This window comes from Micromonospora sp. NBC_01655 (assembly GCF_026339755.1).
Taxonomy (GTDB): domain Bacteria; phylum Actinomycetota; class Actinomycetes; order Mycobacteriales; family Micromonosporaceae; genus Micromonospora.
Genome location: NZ_JAPEQF010000001.1, coordinates 5462097 through 5475912, shown reverse-complemented (window position 1 = coordinate 5475912; position 13816 = coordinate 5462097). Strand labels below are relative to the sequence as shown.

Genomic DNA, 13816 nt, shown 5'->3' with positions numbered 1-13816 from the left:
TATCTGTCCCACAGATGACCCGGACGGGAGCATGACGAAGTGGACGAGGCAGTGGTGGTCACGGAGCTGGTCAAGCAGTACCAGCCCAACATGCCGCCGGCGGTTAACGGACTGAGTTTCGCTGTCGCCGCCGGTGAGGTCTTCGGTCTGCTCGGGCCGAACGGCGCGGGCAAGACGACGACGATCGGGGTGCTGACCACGCGGGTGCGGGCCACCTCGGGTCGGGCCACGGTCTGCGGTGCGGACGTGATCGGCGCGCCGGCCGTGGCCCGGCAGTTGCTGGCGGTCGTGCCGCAGCGGGTGAACCTGGACCGGGCGTTGACCGTCCGGCAGAACCTGGTGTTCCACGCGGCGTACCACCGGGTGCCGCGGGCCGAACGCAACCGGCGGGCGGACGAGCTGCTGGAGCAGATGGGCCTCAAGGAGATGGCCAACGCGCGCACCGACTTCCTCTCCGGCGGCCTGGCGCAGCGCACGATGATCGCCCGGGCGCTGATGCACTCGCCGAAGGTGCTCTTCCTCGACGAGCCATCCGGCGGCCTCGACCCGCAGTCGCGGCTGTTCGTGCACGACCGGATCGCCGAGCTGAAGCGCGAGGGGGTCACGGTCGTGGTCACCACCCACGACATGGACGAGGCGGAGAAGCTCTGTGACCGGGTCGGCATCATCGACCACGGCAAGCTGCTCACCCTGGACACCCCCGCCGCGCTGACCCGTACCCTGCCCGGCAGCAGCACGCTGACCCTCGTGGTCGGCGCCGGCGCGCCGGCCGAGGAGGTGCAGGCCGCGCTCGGCAACATCGCGGACGTGGAGCGGGTGGAGCAGTTGCGCGGCGGGGCGGGCGGCGGTATGCCGGCGTTCCCCGGGATGCCGCCGATGCCCATGCCGATGCCCGAGGCGCCGGCCGACCCGGACGCCACCCTGTCCTTCCGGGTCTACACCGGCACCCAGCCGGCCCACGCCGTGCCGATGGCGCTGAAGATCCTCAGCGACCTGAGCTGCGAGGTCCGCGACCTCAGCATCGGCCAGCCCAGCCTGGAAGACGTCTTCATCCACCTGACCGGAAGGGAACTTCGGTGAGCGTCACCGCCCCCGCCACCCCGTCCGCGCCGACGCCGGCGTTCGTGCCGCCCCGCTCGGTGCGCGGGCTGGACCAGCTCGCCACGTTCCGCGCGGTGCTGGCCCGCGACCTGTTCGTGACCGGCCGCGAGCTGGGCGCGTTCCTGGCCCAGGTCTTCATCCAGCCGCTGTTCATGCTGCTGATCTTCGGCAAGGTGCTCGGCGAGCTGGGATATGCCAGCAACGACTTCGCCAACGTGCTGCTGCCCGGCGTCATCGCGCTGAACGCCTTCCTGATCGGCCTGGAGAACACCGCCCTGCCCCTGGTGATGGACTTCTCCTTCACCAGGGAGATCGAGGACCGGCTGCTCTCCCCGCTGTCGATCCCCCTGGTCGCCTTCGAGAAGATCATCTTCGGGGCCATCCGCGGCACGATCGCCGGCCTGGTGCTGATCCCGATCGGCATGCTCATGCTGGGGGTCACCTGGCCCGTGCTGACGGCGCTCAAGGTGATGGTGGTGCTGGCGGCCGGCGCGCTGGTCGGCGCGGCCCTGGGCCTCACGTTCGGCACCCTGGTCCCGCCGCACCGCATCCAGATCATGTTCACCGTGATCATGACGCCGCTGATGTTCACCGGCGCCACCCAGTTCCCGCTGCGGGCCCTGGACTCCCTGCCCTGGTTCCAGGTGATCTGCTCGGTCAACCCGCTCACCTACGTCAGCGAGGCCACCCGGTCGCTGGTCGCCCCGCCCGGCGTCGAGTCGGTGCCGCTCTGGCTGGACCTGACCATCCTCGCCGGCGTGTTCGTCGTCGCCACCGCAATCGGGACCCGTGGCTTCATGCGCCGTTCGATGGACTAGCCACGCCGATGACAGCCGAGTACCTCACCGCAACGAGGGACGCGCTGCTGATCATCAGTACCGGCAGCTCCGGCCTGTTCAACCCGCTGGTCACCCTGGCCGGCGAACTCAAGCGCCGCGCCGTGCGGCGGATGTGGTTCGCCTGCACGGACGAACGTCGAGCCGACATCGAGGCCGTGCCCGGCGACGGGGAACTCCACTTCCTGTCGCTCGGGCCGGCCCGGCCCGAGGCGCGCCCCGACGACTGGGACGACGAGACCCGTCAGCGCATGACCACCGGTTCCCGGGCCGACAACTTCGCGGCCTACGTCGACGCCTCCACCGACTACGACTACCTGCACCAGCTCTACGAGCGCTGCCTGGACCTGGTCGACGAGGTGACCCCGGCGCTGGCCATGGTCGACTCGTTCGCCACGTTCGGCATGGACGCGGCGACTGTCCGGGGGGTGCCGTACGTCATCGGCGTCTCGGTGCCCCCGTCGAACTTCCTGCCCGACACCGTCCCGCCGACGTACCCGATGCCGCTGTCCGGGCTGCCGCTGAACATGGGCCCGAGCCAGCGGGCGGCGAACGCCCGCCACCGGGCGGCGATCGCGCGGGCCCTGACGGCACCGGAGCGGCTGGCCCGCAACACCGGCGAGGCCGACCGGCGCCGGGCCGCGGGCATCAGAAACCCCGAGCTGCGGCCCGCGCAGTACGCCGAGGCGGCCGAGGCGCTGGTCGCGTACACGGTCTTCGGGCTGGAGTACCCGTTCGTCACCGCGCCGGCGAACCTGCGGATGGTCGGCACGATGGTGCCCCGGGAACTCACCCCGGGCCCGGACGGCGCCGAGGTGCGCGCCTGGCTGGATGAGCACCCCTCGGTGGTGTACATCGGGTTCGGCACCATCATGCGGCCGTCGGAGGCCCAGGTGGCCGCGCTGGTCGAGGTCGTCGCGCGGCTCGCGCCGGAGCACCACGTGCTGTGGAAACTGCCCGCCGCCAGCCAGCGCTTCCTGCCACCGGCCGGGCAACTGCCGGCGAACCTGCGCATCGAGGCGTGGCTGCCCTCGCAGCTCGAGGTGCTGTCCCACCCGCACGTGCGGGTCTGCTTCAACCACGCCGCCGCGAACGCGATCCACGAGGCGGCCTGGTTCGGGGTGCCACAACTGGTGATGCCGTTCTGGCTCGACTGCTACGACGGCGCGGTCCGGGCCGTCGACGCCGGCGTCGCGCTCGCCGTCGAGCACGCCGACGTCCTCGACGTCGAGGACATCGAGGACAAGCTGCGCCGGCTGCTGGCCGAGCCGTCCTTCCGGGACCGGGCCGGCCTGTGGCGCGGGCGGTTGCACCGCGCCGGCGGGGTCGGTGCCGCCGCCGACCTGGTGCTGCGGCACCTCGACCGGCGGGCCGCCGAGGCGGCCACCGGCTGACCCGGGTACGCGGCGAAGGGGCGCCGGGCCGGGACGGCCCGGCGCCCCTTCGACCGTCCGGTCAGGACGCCGCGCCCTGCGTCTCCTCGGCCAGCGGCTCGGCGAACGCGATGAGCCGGGCCGGCAGGTCGGTGCGCCGCTTGACGTCCAGCTTCCGGTAGACCCGGGTCAGGTGCTGCTCGACGGTGCTCACCGTGATGAACAGCTTGCTGGAAATCTGCCGGTTGGTGTGCCCCTGGGCGGCCAGCGCGGCCACCCGCCGCTCGGCCTCGCTCAGCCCGTCGTCGGGCTCCTGCGCCTCGGGGCTCGCCTGGTACGCCGGCAGCCCGCCGCCCGGCTCCCGCCGGATCAACCGCTGCGCCAGCACCGACGCCCCGCAGTCCTGGGCCAGCTGGTACGCCCGGCGGACCAGCAGCCGGGCCCGCGCCGAGTCCCCGGCCCGTTGCAGGGTCTGGCCGGTGTCGCCGAGGGCCCGGACGAGTTCCAGCCGGTCCCCGCAGGCCTGTAGCAGGTTCACCGCCTCGGAGAGCAGCTTGCGCCGGTGGTCCGGGGCAGCGGTCGTGGCGAGCAGCCGCAGCGACCGCCCCCGGGTCCGGTCGTCGACCCCGTGGGCGACCCGGAGCTGCTCCTGCAACAGCTGGGTGGCCTGCGTCTTGTTGCCGACGCTGAGCTGCACCCGGGCCAGCTCCAGCCGCCACGGCGCCAGCCCGGCGACGTCGACGCCCCAGGCGCGCATCAGCTCGCCGCACCGGCGCAGGTCGGTGGTCGCCGCGTGCGGCCGGCCCATCGCCAGGTGGTGCCGGCCCCGGGCGGCCAGGTAGTGCACGCCCAGCGGGGTGCGGAGCATGCCGGTCGGCACGGGGTGGGCCAGCCACCGGTCGGCCTCGGCGAACCGGCCAGCCTCGGTCGCGCAGCCGATCAGCGTGGCCAGCGGGCCGGCGACCGCCACCCCCCACGCCGGGGCGGGCAGGTCCGCCAGCGCCGTGCGGGCCTGGTGCTCCGCGCCCGGCAGGTCGCCCAGGCGCAGCGCCGCCTCGGCCCGTACCGCCCGCACGATCGCCCGCCACACCGGGGCGTGCCGGGCCGCCGGCCGGTTGAGCAGTACGTCCCCCCAGACCGCCACCCGGTCGGACCGGCCCGCCCAGAGCAGCGCCAGCAGCGGGGCGGTGAGCAGGCCCAGCGCGCCGTCGTCGGTGTGGTGCCGTTGCAGCAGTTGCTCGGCGGTGGCCACGGTGTCGTTCTCGACGGTCGGCATCAGCGCCGTGCCGAGCACGGTCACCGCCTGCAACTGCGGGCTGATCGTCGTCGGCGCGGTCGCCGCCCGGCTCCAGGTGCTCGGGGTCTCCCGGACGGTGGCCAGGTGGTCGGGGTGGGAGAGGGAGACCAGTAGCTGCATCGCCCGCAGCCGGCCGGCGGTGCCGGTGGCGGCGCCGTGGTCGTCGTCGGGAGAGAAGCCACGGACCGCCTCGGTGGCCTCGTCCACCCGGCCCTGCCAGAGCAGGTACGGCACGGTGGACAGGGCCGCGGTGGTGGACCATCCGGCCGCCCGCGCGGTCTGCACCAGCTCGTTGAGGTGCCCGTTGACGGTCAGCGGGTTGACCTGCCACCGGGCGTTCACCAGCATCGCGGTGGTGGCGCTGCGCTGCTGCTCGTCCACCTCGGCGCGGCCGACCAGGCGCAGGCAGGCGGCGGCGAGGTCCGGGCGGCCCGAGGCCAGCGCCTGCCCGGCGGCGTCCTGGAGCACCGGCACCACCCAGGCGGCGTCCGCCCAACCGGCGGCGACCAGGTGCTCGGCGATCACCCCCGGCTCGGCGCCGTGCTCGTGCAGCACCTCGGCGGCGCGCTGGTGCAGGGCCCGGCGCTCCTCGGGGGACATGTCGGCCAGGATCGAGCGCAGGATGCGCGGGTGGCGTAGCTGGTCGGTCTCCATCAGCCCGGACGTGCGCAGCACCCGTACCGCCGGCACGGCGGACTCGGGCACCACGTCGAGGAGGTGACCGAGCAGCTCCGTCGGGGCCGGGCGGTTCAGCACCGCCAGCGCCTGGGCGACCCGGCGCACCCCCGGCTCGTGCCGGTAGAGGCAGCCGAGCACGGCCTGGTCGAACCCGTCGCCGGCGGCCGGGTCGGGGGTCGGGCCGTCAGCCGAATCGGCCCGGCACCGCTCGTCGATCAGGGCCCGGGTGAGCAGCGGGTTGCCGCCGGTCATGCTGAGGTAGCGCTCGGCCGCCTCCCGGGCGGGCGCGGCATCGGTGCCGTCGCCGACCAGCCGGGCGATGGCGTCGACGGTCAGCGGCGGCAGGCTGATCCGGGAGAAGTACGGCTGGCTGAGCAGCTCCGCCCGGAACAGCGGGTGCGACGGGCGCAGCGTCGACGCCTCGGCGAGCACGATCATGATCCGTGCGTGCCGCAGCCGGCGGGTGACGTAGAGCAGGCAGTGCAGCGAGGCCGGGTCCGCGTGGTGCACGTCGTCGACGGCGAGGACCAGCGGCCCGGACCTGGTCAGGTCGAGCAGCGCGGTGAACAGGCCGTGCAGCAGTGGCGCCCAGACCTGCTCCCCGGAGGCGACCCCCTCGGCCGCCTCGCCGCCGGGCTCCGGCAGCGGGACGGCGAAGGTGGCGTCCCGCATCAGCTTCTCGACCCGGTTCGCCGACTCCTGGTCCAACCGCGCGCTGTGGAACAGCTGCCCCAGCACCCCCAGCCGGAGACCGCGCTCCGCCCGCGAACCGGCCGCGTTGAGCACCCGCCCCCCGGCGGCCACCACCCACTCGTCGAGCGTCTCCAGCAGACTGGTCTTGCCGCTTCCCACCGCGCCCGTCACCAGCGCCACGTGTCCGCGTTGCTGCTCCTCACAGGCGCGGAACGCCCTCCGGAGCAAGGCGATCTGTTCGTCCCGCTGCACCAGCAACACTCGTGTCAGCCTCTCTCGTCTGCGATGCCGAACCGGATCACCGGTGCTGACCGACATCGCCCCCCCCAAGCCGAACAGCAGCCCCCTCACCGCGCCCACCCGTCGCACCGGGTAGGGGTGGGGTGGCACCGGGCCGCCGTGCCGGGTGGACCTCTGAATTCTCCTGCCGGACCGCGCTCCCCAGCGAGCGATCCGGAATGCTCAGGCGAGTCTGACAGCGGGGCGGGTGCGCGACAACGACCTTGAGACCCCATCGTTCGCGGCGTAAACCTACGGATCTCAATTGTTGTTAGGGGTTGCGGAACGGCCGTGAGGGGGTGTTCCCCGCCGGGGTGGGGAGATGGTGTCGCGACATGATGGACGGTCCGCGACGACACTGTGGCTCGATGTTGCCACACCGCCGCCGGCGCCTGCCAGACGTGACCCGTGGGCGAACGGCAGGGGTCGACGGGGCGACGAGCGATGCGCCGGCGCGCGGCGGGCCGGCCGACGAGAAAGGGGGGAGGGGCGGCGGGCTAGCGCGGCGGCTCGTCCGGGGTCGACGGCGCGGCGCCGTGCCCCGTCGGGGCCGGGCCCGGTCGGCCCAGGCGCAGCCGGACGGCGAGGTCGCTGCGGGAGCTGACGTCGAGCTTGCGGTAGATCCGGGTCAGCCGCTGCTCGATGGTGCTGACCGTGAGGAAGAGCTTCTCGGCGATCTCCCGGTTGGTGTGCCCCTGCGCGGCCATCGTGGCCACCCGGGACTCCGCGTCGCTGAGCCCGTCCACCACCGCAGCCTCGGAGGCTGCCTCGCCGGGCCCGCCGCCCCCGGCGGTGCGGCCGGGCCGCAGCAGCGGGATGCCGCACTCCTGGGCGAGGGCGCGGGCCGCGCGGGTGGCGTCGCGCGCCTGGCGCAGGTCGCCGGCCTCCTGGTAGACGTGGCCGAGGTCGCTGAGGCTGTGCGCGAGTTCCGCCCGGTCCCCGCACTGGCGCTGCAGCCGGACGGCGGCGCGCAGGTGCTGGACCCGGTCCGGCCCGTCCCCCGCCGCGGCCAGGACGCGCAACGCGAGCCCCCGGTACCGCACGTGCGTGGGCCGCAGCCGGGCCAGCTCCTCGCGGACCAGCTTCTCGGCCTGCGCGCGGCGACCCATCCGCAGCAGCGCCCGGGCCGACTCGGTCCGCCACGGGACGAGGGCGGGCAGGTCCAGCCGCCAGGACGTCATCAGCTGACCGCAGAGTTGGAAGTCGGCGAGGGCGGCCTCCGGGCTCCCGGTGGCCAGGGCGTACAGGCCGCGCGCGTGCAGGTAGTGCAGCCCGAAGGGCGTCTCGAACATCGTCTGCGGCACCGGGACCTGGAGGCAGCCGCCCGCGGCGTCGAGTTCCTCCATCAGGGTGAGGGCCCGCAGCCGGACGGCGAGCGGTATCCCGATCACCACGCCCCAGCCCTTGTGGGAGAGCTGGGTCAGCGCGGCGTCGGCGAGGTCCCGGGCCCGGGACAGGTCGCCGAGGCGCCCGGCGACCGCCGCCTTCACGGCGGCGATCATCGCCGCCGGGGTGGGCTGCCGGTGCGCCGCCGGGGTGCCGCCCAGCTTCTCGGACCAGTCGCCGGCCAGCTCCAGCCGGTCCGCGTAGACCGTCGCGACGAGGGCGCAGATGGCGGTCCACATGTTGCGCTCGTCGTCGAGCCTGTTGGTGGACAGCAGCCGCTCGGCGTCGTCGATCACCCCGGCGTCGCCCCGTTCGAGCACGGCGGTCAGCAGGCTCACGCCCTGGAGCCGCCGCTTGACCTTGGCCAGGGTCAGCGGGTCCCGGATGGCCGGCGCGGGCATCGGCCGGTTGGCCCCCACCCCGGGGTAGAGGGTGGACATCCACCCCTTGGTGATCGCCAGGGCCGCGGCGGAGCCGGGGTCGGCGCTGTCGGCGCGTTCACCGAGGTGGTGGACGAGCTCGACGGCCTTGTCGATCTGGCCGTGCCAGAGCAGGTACTGGATGGGGCTGGCGGCCTGCCGGCTGCTCAGGTGCCCCGCCCGGACCGCCGAGGCGACGCTGAGCAGGTGGGGGACCGCGGCCTGGGGGTCGAGCCGCCACTCGGCCCGGGCGAGGGCCGAGCGGATGCGGGCCCGCAGGCAGGCGTCGGTGCAGTCGCGGTTGGCCCGGCGCAGGTAACGCAGGGCGGTGCCCGGGTCGCCGTCGACCAGCGCCTGCTCGCCGGCGTCCAGCAGGGTCTGGGCCATCCACGGCTCGCCCAGCTCCTCGGTCCTGACCAGGTGGCGGGCGATGCGCTCCGGCGCGGTGCCGTCCTCGTGCAGCAGGCAGGCGGCCTGCCGGTGCAGTCGGGCGCGCTCCTCGGCCGTCATCCCGTCGAGGACGGCCTGGGCCACCACCGGATGGCGCAGCCCGTCATCGGTGATCAGGCCGCCGCTGGTCGACCCGTCGATCGCCCGCAGCGCCGACTCGGCCCGGACGTCGACGAGGTGGGACAGCAGGTTGCCGTGCAGCGGCTCCCCGGTCACCGCGAGCGCCCGGGCGGCCTTGAGCACCAGGTGCTCGCAGCGGTAGAGGCAGCTCAGCACGGCCTCCCGGAACGCCTCGCCCACCACCGGCCGGTCCAGTGGCCGTTCGGTGGCGGCCAGGTGGTCGTCGCCGAGCGCCTGCACCAGCAGCGGGTTGCCGGCGGTGACCTCGTGGCACTCGTCGGCGATGCTGCGGGCGACGGGCGCGCCGAGCCGGGCGGCGAGGAGCCGGTACGTCCCGTCGGCGGTGAGCAGGGGCAGGCGGATGCGGTGCAGCCGCGCGGGTTGCAGCAGCTCGGCGTACACCTCGGGATGCCACGGCCGGGTGCGGGGCGACTCGGTGAGCACGATCAGCACGGGGAGGCCGGCGATCCGCCTCGCCACGAAGTCCAGGCAGCGCAGTGACGGCATGTCGGCGTGGTGGACGTCGTCGACCGCGATGACCAGGGGGGCCCGCCCGGCCAGTTCGACCAGCGCGCCGCCGAGCGCGGCGGTGGTCCGGGCGGGGTCCTCCAGGTCCTGGTCGTCGGCGTCGCCCCAGGCGAGGGTGCCCCGGTCGAGCAGCCGGCCGAGGCGGTCGCGGTCGCCGTTGCCCAGCGGCGCGGCCCGGACGAGCTGACGGATGACCTCCAGCGGGACGGTGCGCTCGGCACGGGACGCGCTGGCGGCGAGGAAGCGGACGCCGGACCCGGCGACCCGCCGGGCGAACGCCTGTAGGAGCGTGGTCTTGCCCCCGCCGACCGGGCCGGTCAGCACGGTCAACGGCCGGTCGTCGGCGAGCCGGCCGGCTGGCCGGAGCAGGTCGGCGAGCCGGTGCTCCAGGAGGGCGAGCTGGGTGCACCGGTCGGTCAGCTCCATGGTCGTGGCCTCGGCAGGAGCGCAGGCTCCGCCGGCACCGGGTGCGCCACCTTCCCCGGGCTGCCGAGGGGCCTGACGAAATCGGAGACCGGCAATTTTCGACCCATTCCCGTATTGGCGAATATAGACGATCATCTCAGGCAGTGGGCGGGTCATCGACTAACCTGACTGTCCGGCGCCACCGAATCATGGCCCCACCAGCGTCATCGACAATTCTCGCCCCCTCGGACCCGTCCCCTCGCTATCGACCGCCGTGCATGCTGGGAGTATGGCAGTCCCAGAATTGGTCGGCAAGCCGGAAGTTGTAAAGGATAGGCAAACATCGGTTTGGCGTCGATGGCGGGGCGGCCCCCGTCATCGACGCGTCAACCGCGACGGAAAGTCGCCGGTCAAATTCGTAACGTGATGTGGTTCGCGGAAGCGGGTCGGTCGCGGGCGCTTTCGGCGCTTGCCGAAATTGCTGGGGAAGGTGTCGCGGCGTTCGGTGTCGGGGCCCACGTGGCCGTCGGGTCGGCTGGCCCGGCGTCCCGCCCGCCGGGCGCCGGCGCGGGGCGGGCGGCTCGCGCGAGGGGTGGCCGGCCGGATCCGCGTCCCGTATCTCGGGCGGCCGGCAGTGGTCCGAGCCGGCTGGCCCCCCGGCCCGGCTCGTCGTCGAGCGCGAAGTAGGCACAGTTCAGCGCCCCGATGGCGGGCTGCGGCGACGGCGGGGCGAGGCGGGCGGCGGATGCGGGCCGGGTCGGGTGCGCCGCTCGCGGACGCCGGTCCGGCCCGGGCTGACGGTGGTCGGCGTGCCCCTCGCCGCCGCTCCCGGTGCGCCTGTCGCGGTGCGGGACGACCCGCGCCCCGCCGACAGAAGGCTAAAAGAATTCGCATTCCGGTCGGCCGCCAGCCGCCTCGCGAGTGTGCGGTGGGTGCCGGTCGGCCCGCGTTCGAGGGTGGGGCGAACCGCGGGTGGAACGGAAGGATCCGCATCGGCGACGTCGCCGCGTCCTTGCCCGATTCGAACCTTTAACAGCGGATAGGTGAGATTGACGTTAATTAAGAATTATGTGGCCTCAATGGTTGTCCGCGCGCCGTGTTCACGCGGTTACCGGAGTTGCGGGCCGAGGCATTCCGTCAGTCGTCCCGGATCAACATACCGAATTTTGGCCGAACCTGATTCACGGATTCCACTGTGGCATTCGTCGCCAATTATTTCCCACCCGGTCCGGATCGCGCTCTCTTGGCCGTCCGTCGCGACGGAATACGTCACCGTCGCGTCCTCGCCCCGTCGCCGCCCGGCCCCGGCCCCGCCGCCGCCCCCCGGGCCGGCGCGGATCGCGTCCTACCTGGCCCATCGGCCCCTCAACCCCCGGCCACCCCGCCCGCCAGCGACGCATCGGACCGGCGCGGCTAGGGGTTGTGTTAAGCGAAAGGGCAGCCTAATTTCGGAGCACCCGCGCGGACGGCGGGGAAGGCCGGATATGGGGCTACGCGCACCCATGACGCGAAGGGTTCTGTGGCCGTGATGTCCCAGCCACTGCCGAGACTCCACCACGTCCCCGACAGGGGTTAACGGAGATGACACTGCTGCCGGCACTGTATGGTCACGGTGCCGATCGGGCCGACGCGGTCAGGGTTGCCGGGCGGAGCCTCTCCAGTGAAGCGCTGCTCGGCTGCGTGAACGCGGTCGCCGACCGGATCCGGGGCGCCGGCGCGGTCGCCGTCGACGCGACCCCCAGCCTGGAGGCGGTGGTCGGCATGGTCGGCGCCGTCCACGCGGGAGTGCCGCTGGTGCCCGTGCCGCCGGACGCCGACGAGCGGGAGCGCCGTCGCATCCTGCGCGAGGCCGGGGTGACCGTGGTCCTCGGCCCGGCCCGCCCCGGTGCCCTCGGCCTGCCGGCCGTCCCGGTCGACCTGCGGCAGCGATCCTCGACCCGGCAGCCCGAGCCGGAACCGGACGCCGACGCGGTGATCCTCTACACGGGAGGCACCAGCGGCCCGCCGCGCGGCGTGCGCATCTCGCGCCGGGCCGTCGCCGTCGGCCTGGACCTGCTGGCCGACGCGTGGCGGTGGACCGGGGACGACGTCCTGGTCCAGGGCGCCCCGCTGTTCCGGGCGTACGGCCTGGTGGTCGGGCTGCTCGGCGCGCTGCGGGTGGGCAGCCGCTTCGTCCACCTCGACCGGGAGGCCGTCGCCGGCCCCGGCGGCACCCTGTACCTCGCGGTGCCCGGGCAGTGGGCGAGGATCGCCCGGGACCGGCCCTTGGCGCGCGCCCTCGCCGGCGCCCGGCTCCTGGTCTCCGGGGACGCCCCGCTCGCGCCCGCCGTGACCGAACGTCTCCGGCTGCTCACCTCGCACTCGCTCGTCCAGGGCTACGGCACCACGGAGACCCTCATCGCGCTGGCCGGGCGGGCGGACGCCCCGACGGCCGCCGGCGCCGTCGGCGCCCCCCTGCCCGGGGTGGAGGTCCGGGTCCTGGGCCGGGACGACCTGCCGGTGCCGGCCGACGGCGAGTCGGTCGGCGAGCTGAGCATCCGTGGGCCGACCCTGTTCAGCGGGTACGTCGACCGGAGCGGGCAGCGCACCGGCACCGACGGGTGGCACGCCACCGGCGACCTGGTGAGCGTGACGCCGGACGGGTCGCACCGGATCATCGGACGACGCCGCACCGACGTGGTGCACGGCCGGGTCCGCAGCGTGTACGCCGGCCAGGTCGAGGAGGTGCTGCTGAGCTACCCCGGGGTCCACGACGCCGCCGTCGTCGGCATCCCGCACCGGCTCCTCGGCGAGCAGGTCACCGCGTACGTCGTCGCCGCCGAGGGGCTCACCGCGCAGGCGCTCATCGACCACGTCGGGCGGTACCTGTCGGCCTGCCAGCGGCCCCGGCGGGTGCACTTCGTCGACGAGCTGCCGCGCAGCGTGCAGGGCCGGATCAGGAAGTCGCTGCTGATCGCCGCAGGCTGAGCGCACCCGCGCCCCGGCCGGTGCGACGGACCGTCAGCCCTCCACCCAGCCGTGCCGCCGGGCCAGCGCCAGCATCCGGGCGCGTACCGCCACGATCTGGGCGCCAGTCAGGTCCGGCACGGCGGTCAGCAGGGCCTCGGTGGTCTCCGCGAAGAAGGTCCGCTCGGAGAGCACGTCGCACAGGCCCTCCTCGTCCTCCGTGCCCGCCGCGACCTCCCGGGCGCGCCCGGCGCCGGCCGTGGTGCTCCGCTCGGGAGCGCCGCCGGTCACCCGCACCGTGAGCGCCTTCGGACCGCGGTCACTGTCCACCGCCTCGTACTCCACCGGTACGCCGGGCACCATCGTCCACTTGTCGCCGTCCACGGTGTTCGCGTGGACGAACACGTCGTCACCGCCGTCGTCCGGGGCGATGAACCCGTAACCCCGCACCTCGTCGAACCGCACCACTTTGCCTCTGAGCATCGCTTTCCCGCATCCGTCCGACCACTCCGCACGCCTCGGCCACCGGGGCCGGTATCCCACAGACTGGCAGCCGACCCGGGCGGCGGGCACCCGTACCTTACCCCTATCGACCGCCCGAGGGGCGGCGCGGCGATCCGGCCCACCTACCATCGGCGGGTGATCGAGCAGATCCTGCCCCCCTCCGTGGCCGTGGCCGAGTCCTTCGACGATCCCGCCGGACTGACCCTGTTTCCCGAGGAGGAGGCGCTCGTCGCGAACTCGGTGCAGAAGCGGCGCCGGGAGTTCACCACCGTGCGGCACTGCGCCCGCCGGGCGCTCGGAGAGCTGGGCGTCGCGCCGGCGCCGATCGTCTCCGGCGCGCGCGGCGCCCCGGTCTGGCCGGCCGGGATCGTCGGCAGCATGACCCACTGCGACGGCTACCGGGCCGCGGTCCTCGGCCGGGCCGCGGCGCTCGCCACCCTCGGGGTGGACGCGGAGCCGCACGCGCCGCTGCCCGAGGGGGTGCTCGACGCGATCGCCCTGCCGGCCGAGCGGACCCGCACGGCCGCGCTGACCGCCGCCCGCCCGTCGGTCTGCTGGGACCGCCTGCTGTTCAGCGCCAAGGAGTCGGTGTACAAGGCGTGGTTCCCGCTCACCGGCCGGTGGCTGGACTTCGCCGAGGCGGACATCGTCGTCGACCCGGCCGGGACCTTCGTGGCCGAGCTGCTGGTGCCCGGCCCGGTGCTGGGCGGCGTACCGGTGACCGCCTTCACCGGCCGGTTCCTGGTGGGCCGGGGTCTGGTGCTCACCGCGATCGGCATCCCGGCCCCCACCGCCTGAGCG

Annotated in this window: 8 protein-coding genes; 5 read left to right on the top strand and 3 right to left on the bottom strand. The window is 74.1% G+C overall.

Features of this window, described 5'->3' with window-relative positions; translation table 11 throughout:
* Positions 1-39 precede the first annotated feature (39 nt).
* From OOK41_RS24765 to OOK41_RS24755, 3 genes are read left to right on the top strand one after another with little or no spacing between them, the layout of a single operon-like run.
* Complete coding sequence (locus OOK41_RS24765; protein ID WP_117669543.1) at positions 40-1080, top strand: ABC transporter ATP-binding protein; 1041 nt, start codon at positions 40-42, stop codon at positions 1078-1080.
* The gene (locus tag OOK41_RS24760) at positions 1077-1919 is read left to right on the top strand and encodes an ABC transporter permease (RefSeq protein WP_117669542.1); all 843 of its coding nucleotides are present in this window, start codon (positions 1077-1079) and stop codon (positions 1917-1919) included. Before OOK41_RS24765 ends, OOK41_RS24760 begins: the two co-directional genes overlap by 4 nt.
* A gap of 8 nt (positions 1920-1927) precedes the next feature.
* A complete protein-coding gene (locus OOK41_RS24755; protein WP_266266883.1) occupies positions 1928-3331 on the top strand; it encodes a glycosyltransferase in 1404 nt (467 codons plus the stop codon).
* A 61-nt stretch (positions 3332-3392) separates the two neighbouring features.
* Here OOK41_RS24755 and OOK41_RS24750 read toward each other — a convergent pair whose 3' ends face one another.
* Together OOK41_RS24750 and OOK41_RS24745 are read right to left on the bottom strand one after the other, a co-directional pair.
* Positions 3393-6239 carry an AAA family ATPase gene (locus OOK41_RS24750; RefSeq protein ID WP_266266882.1) on the bottom strand — a complete coding sequence of 949 codons (2847 nt, stop codon included), beginning with the start codon at positions 6237-6239 and terminating at the stop codon, positions 3393-3395.
* A gap of 515 nt (positions 6240-6754) precedes the next feature.
* A complete protein-coding gene (locus OOK41_RS24745; RefSeq protein ID WP_266266881.1) occupies positions 6755-9586 on the bottom strand; it encodes a LuxR family transcriptional regulator in 2832 nt (943 codons plus the stop codon).
* A gap of 1560 nt (positions 9587-11146) precedes the next feature.
* On the opposite strand from OOK41_RS24745, the gene OOK41_RS24740 reads away from it, so the two are divergent.
* Complete coding sequence (locus tag OOK41_RS24740) at positions 11147-12532, top strand: AMP-binding protein (RefSeq protein ID WP_266266880.1); 1386 nt, start codon at positions 11147-11149, stop codon at positions 12530-12532.
* Between the two features lie 33 nt (positions 12533-12565).
* On the opposite strand, the gene OOK41_RS24735 is transcribed toward OOK41_RS24740, so the two are convergent.
* A complete protein-coding gene (locus OOK41_RS24735; RefSeq protein ID WP_266266879.1) occupies positions 12566-12994 on the bottom strand; it encodes a cold-shock protein in 429 nt (142 codons plus the stop codon).
* Between the two features lie 156 nt (positions 12995-13150).
* Between OOK41_RS24735 and OOK41_RS24730 the strand changes: the two genes are divergently transcribed.
* Positions 13151-13813 (top strand): 4'-phosphopantetheinyl transferase, encoded by a 663-nt coding sequence (locus OOK41_RS24730; protein WP_266266878.1) that lies wholly within the window; start codon positions 13151-13153, stop codon positions 13811-13813.
* Positions 13814-13816: the final 3 nt, after the last annotated feature.

What these genes read in the sequence shown, in the direction of transcription:
- OOK41_RS24755 (WP_266266883.1), top strand. Translation starts at nt 1,928, where the DNA reads ATGACAGCCGAGTACCTCACCGCAACGAGGGACGCGCTGCTGATCATC.
- OOK41_RS24745 (WP_266266881.1), bottom strand. Translation starts at nt 9,586, where the DNA reads ATGGAGCTGACCGACCGGTGCACCCAGCTCGCCCTCCTGGAGCACCGG.
- OOK41_RS24740 (WP_266266880.1), top strand. Translation starts at nt 11,147, where the DNA reads ATGACACTGCTGCCGGCACTGTATGGTCACGGTGCCGATCGGGCCGAC.
- OOK41_RS24735 (WP_266266879.1), bottom strand. Translation starts at nt 12,994, where the DNA reads ATGCTCAGAGGCAAAGTGGTGCGGTTCGACGAGGTGCGGGGTTACGGG.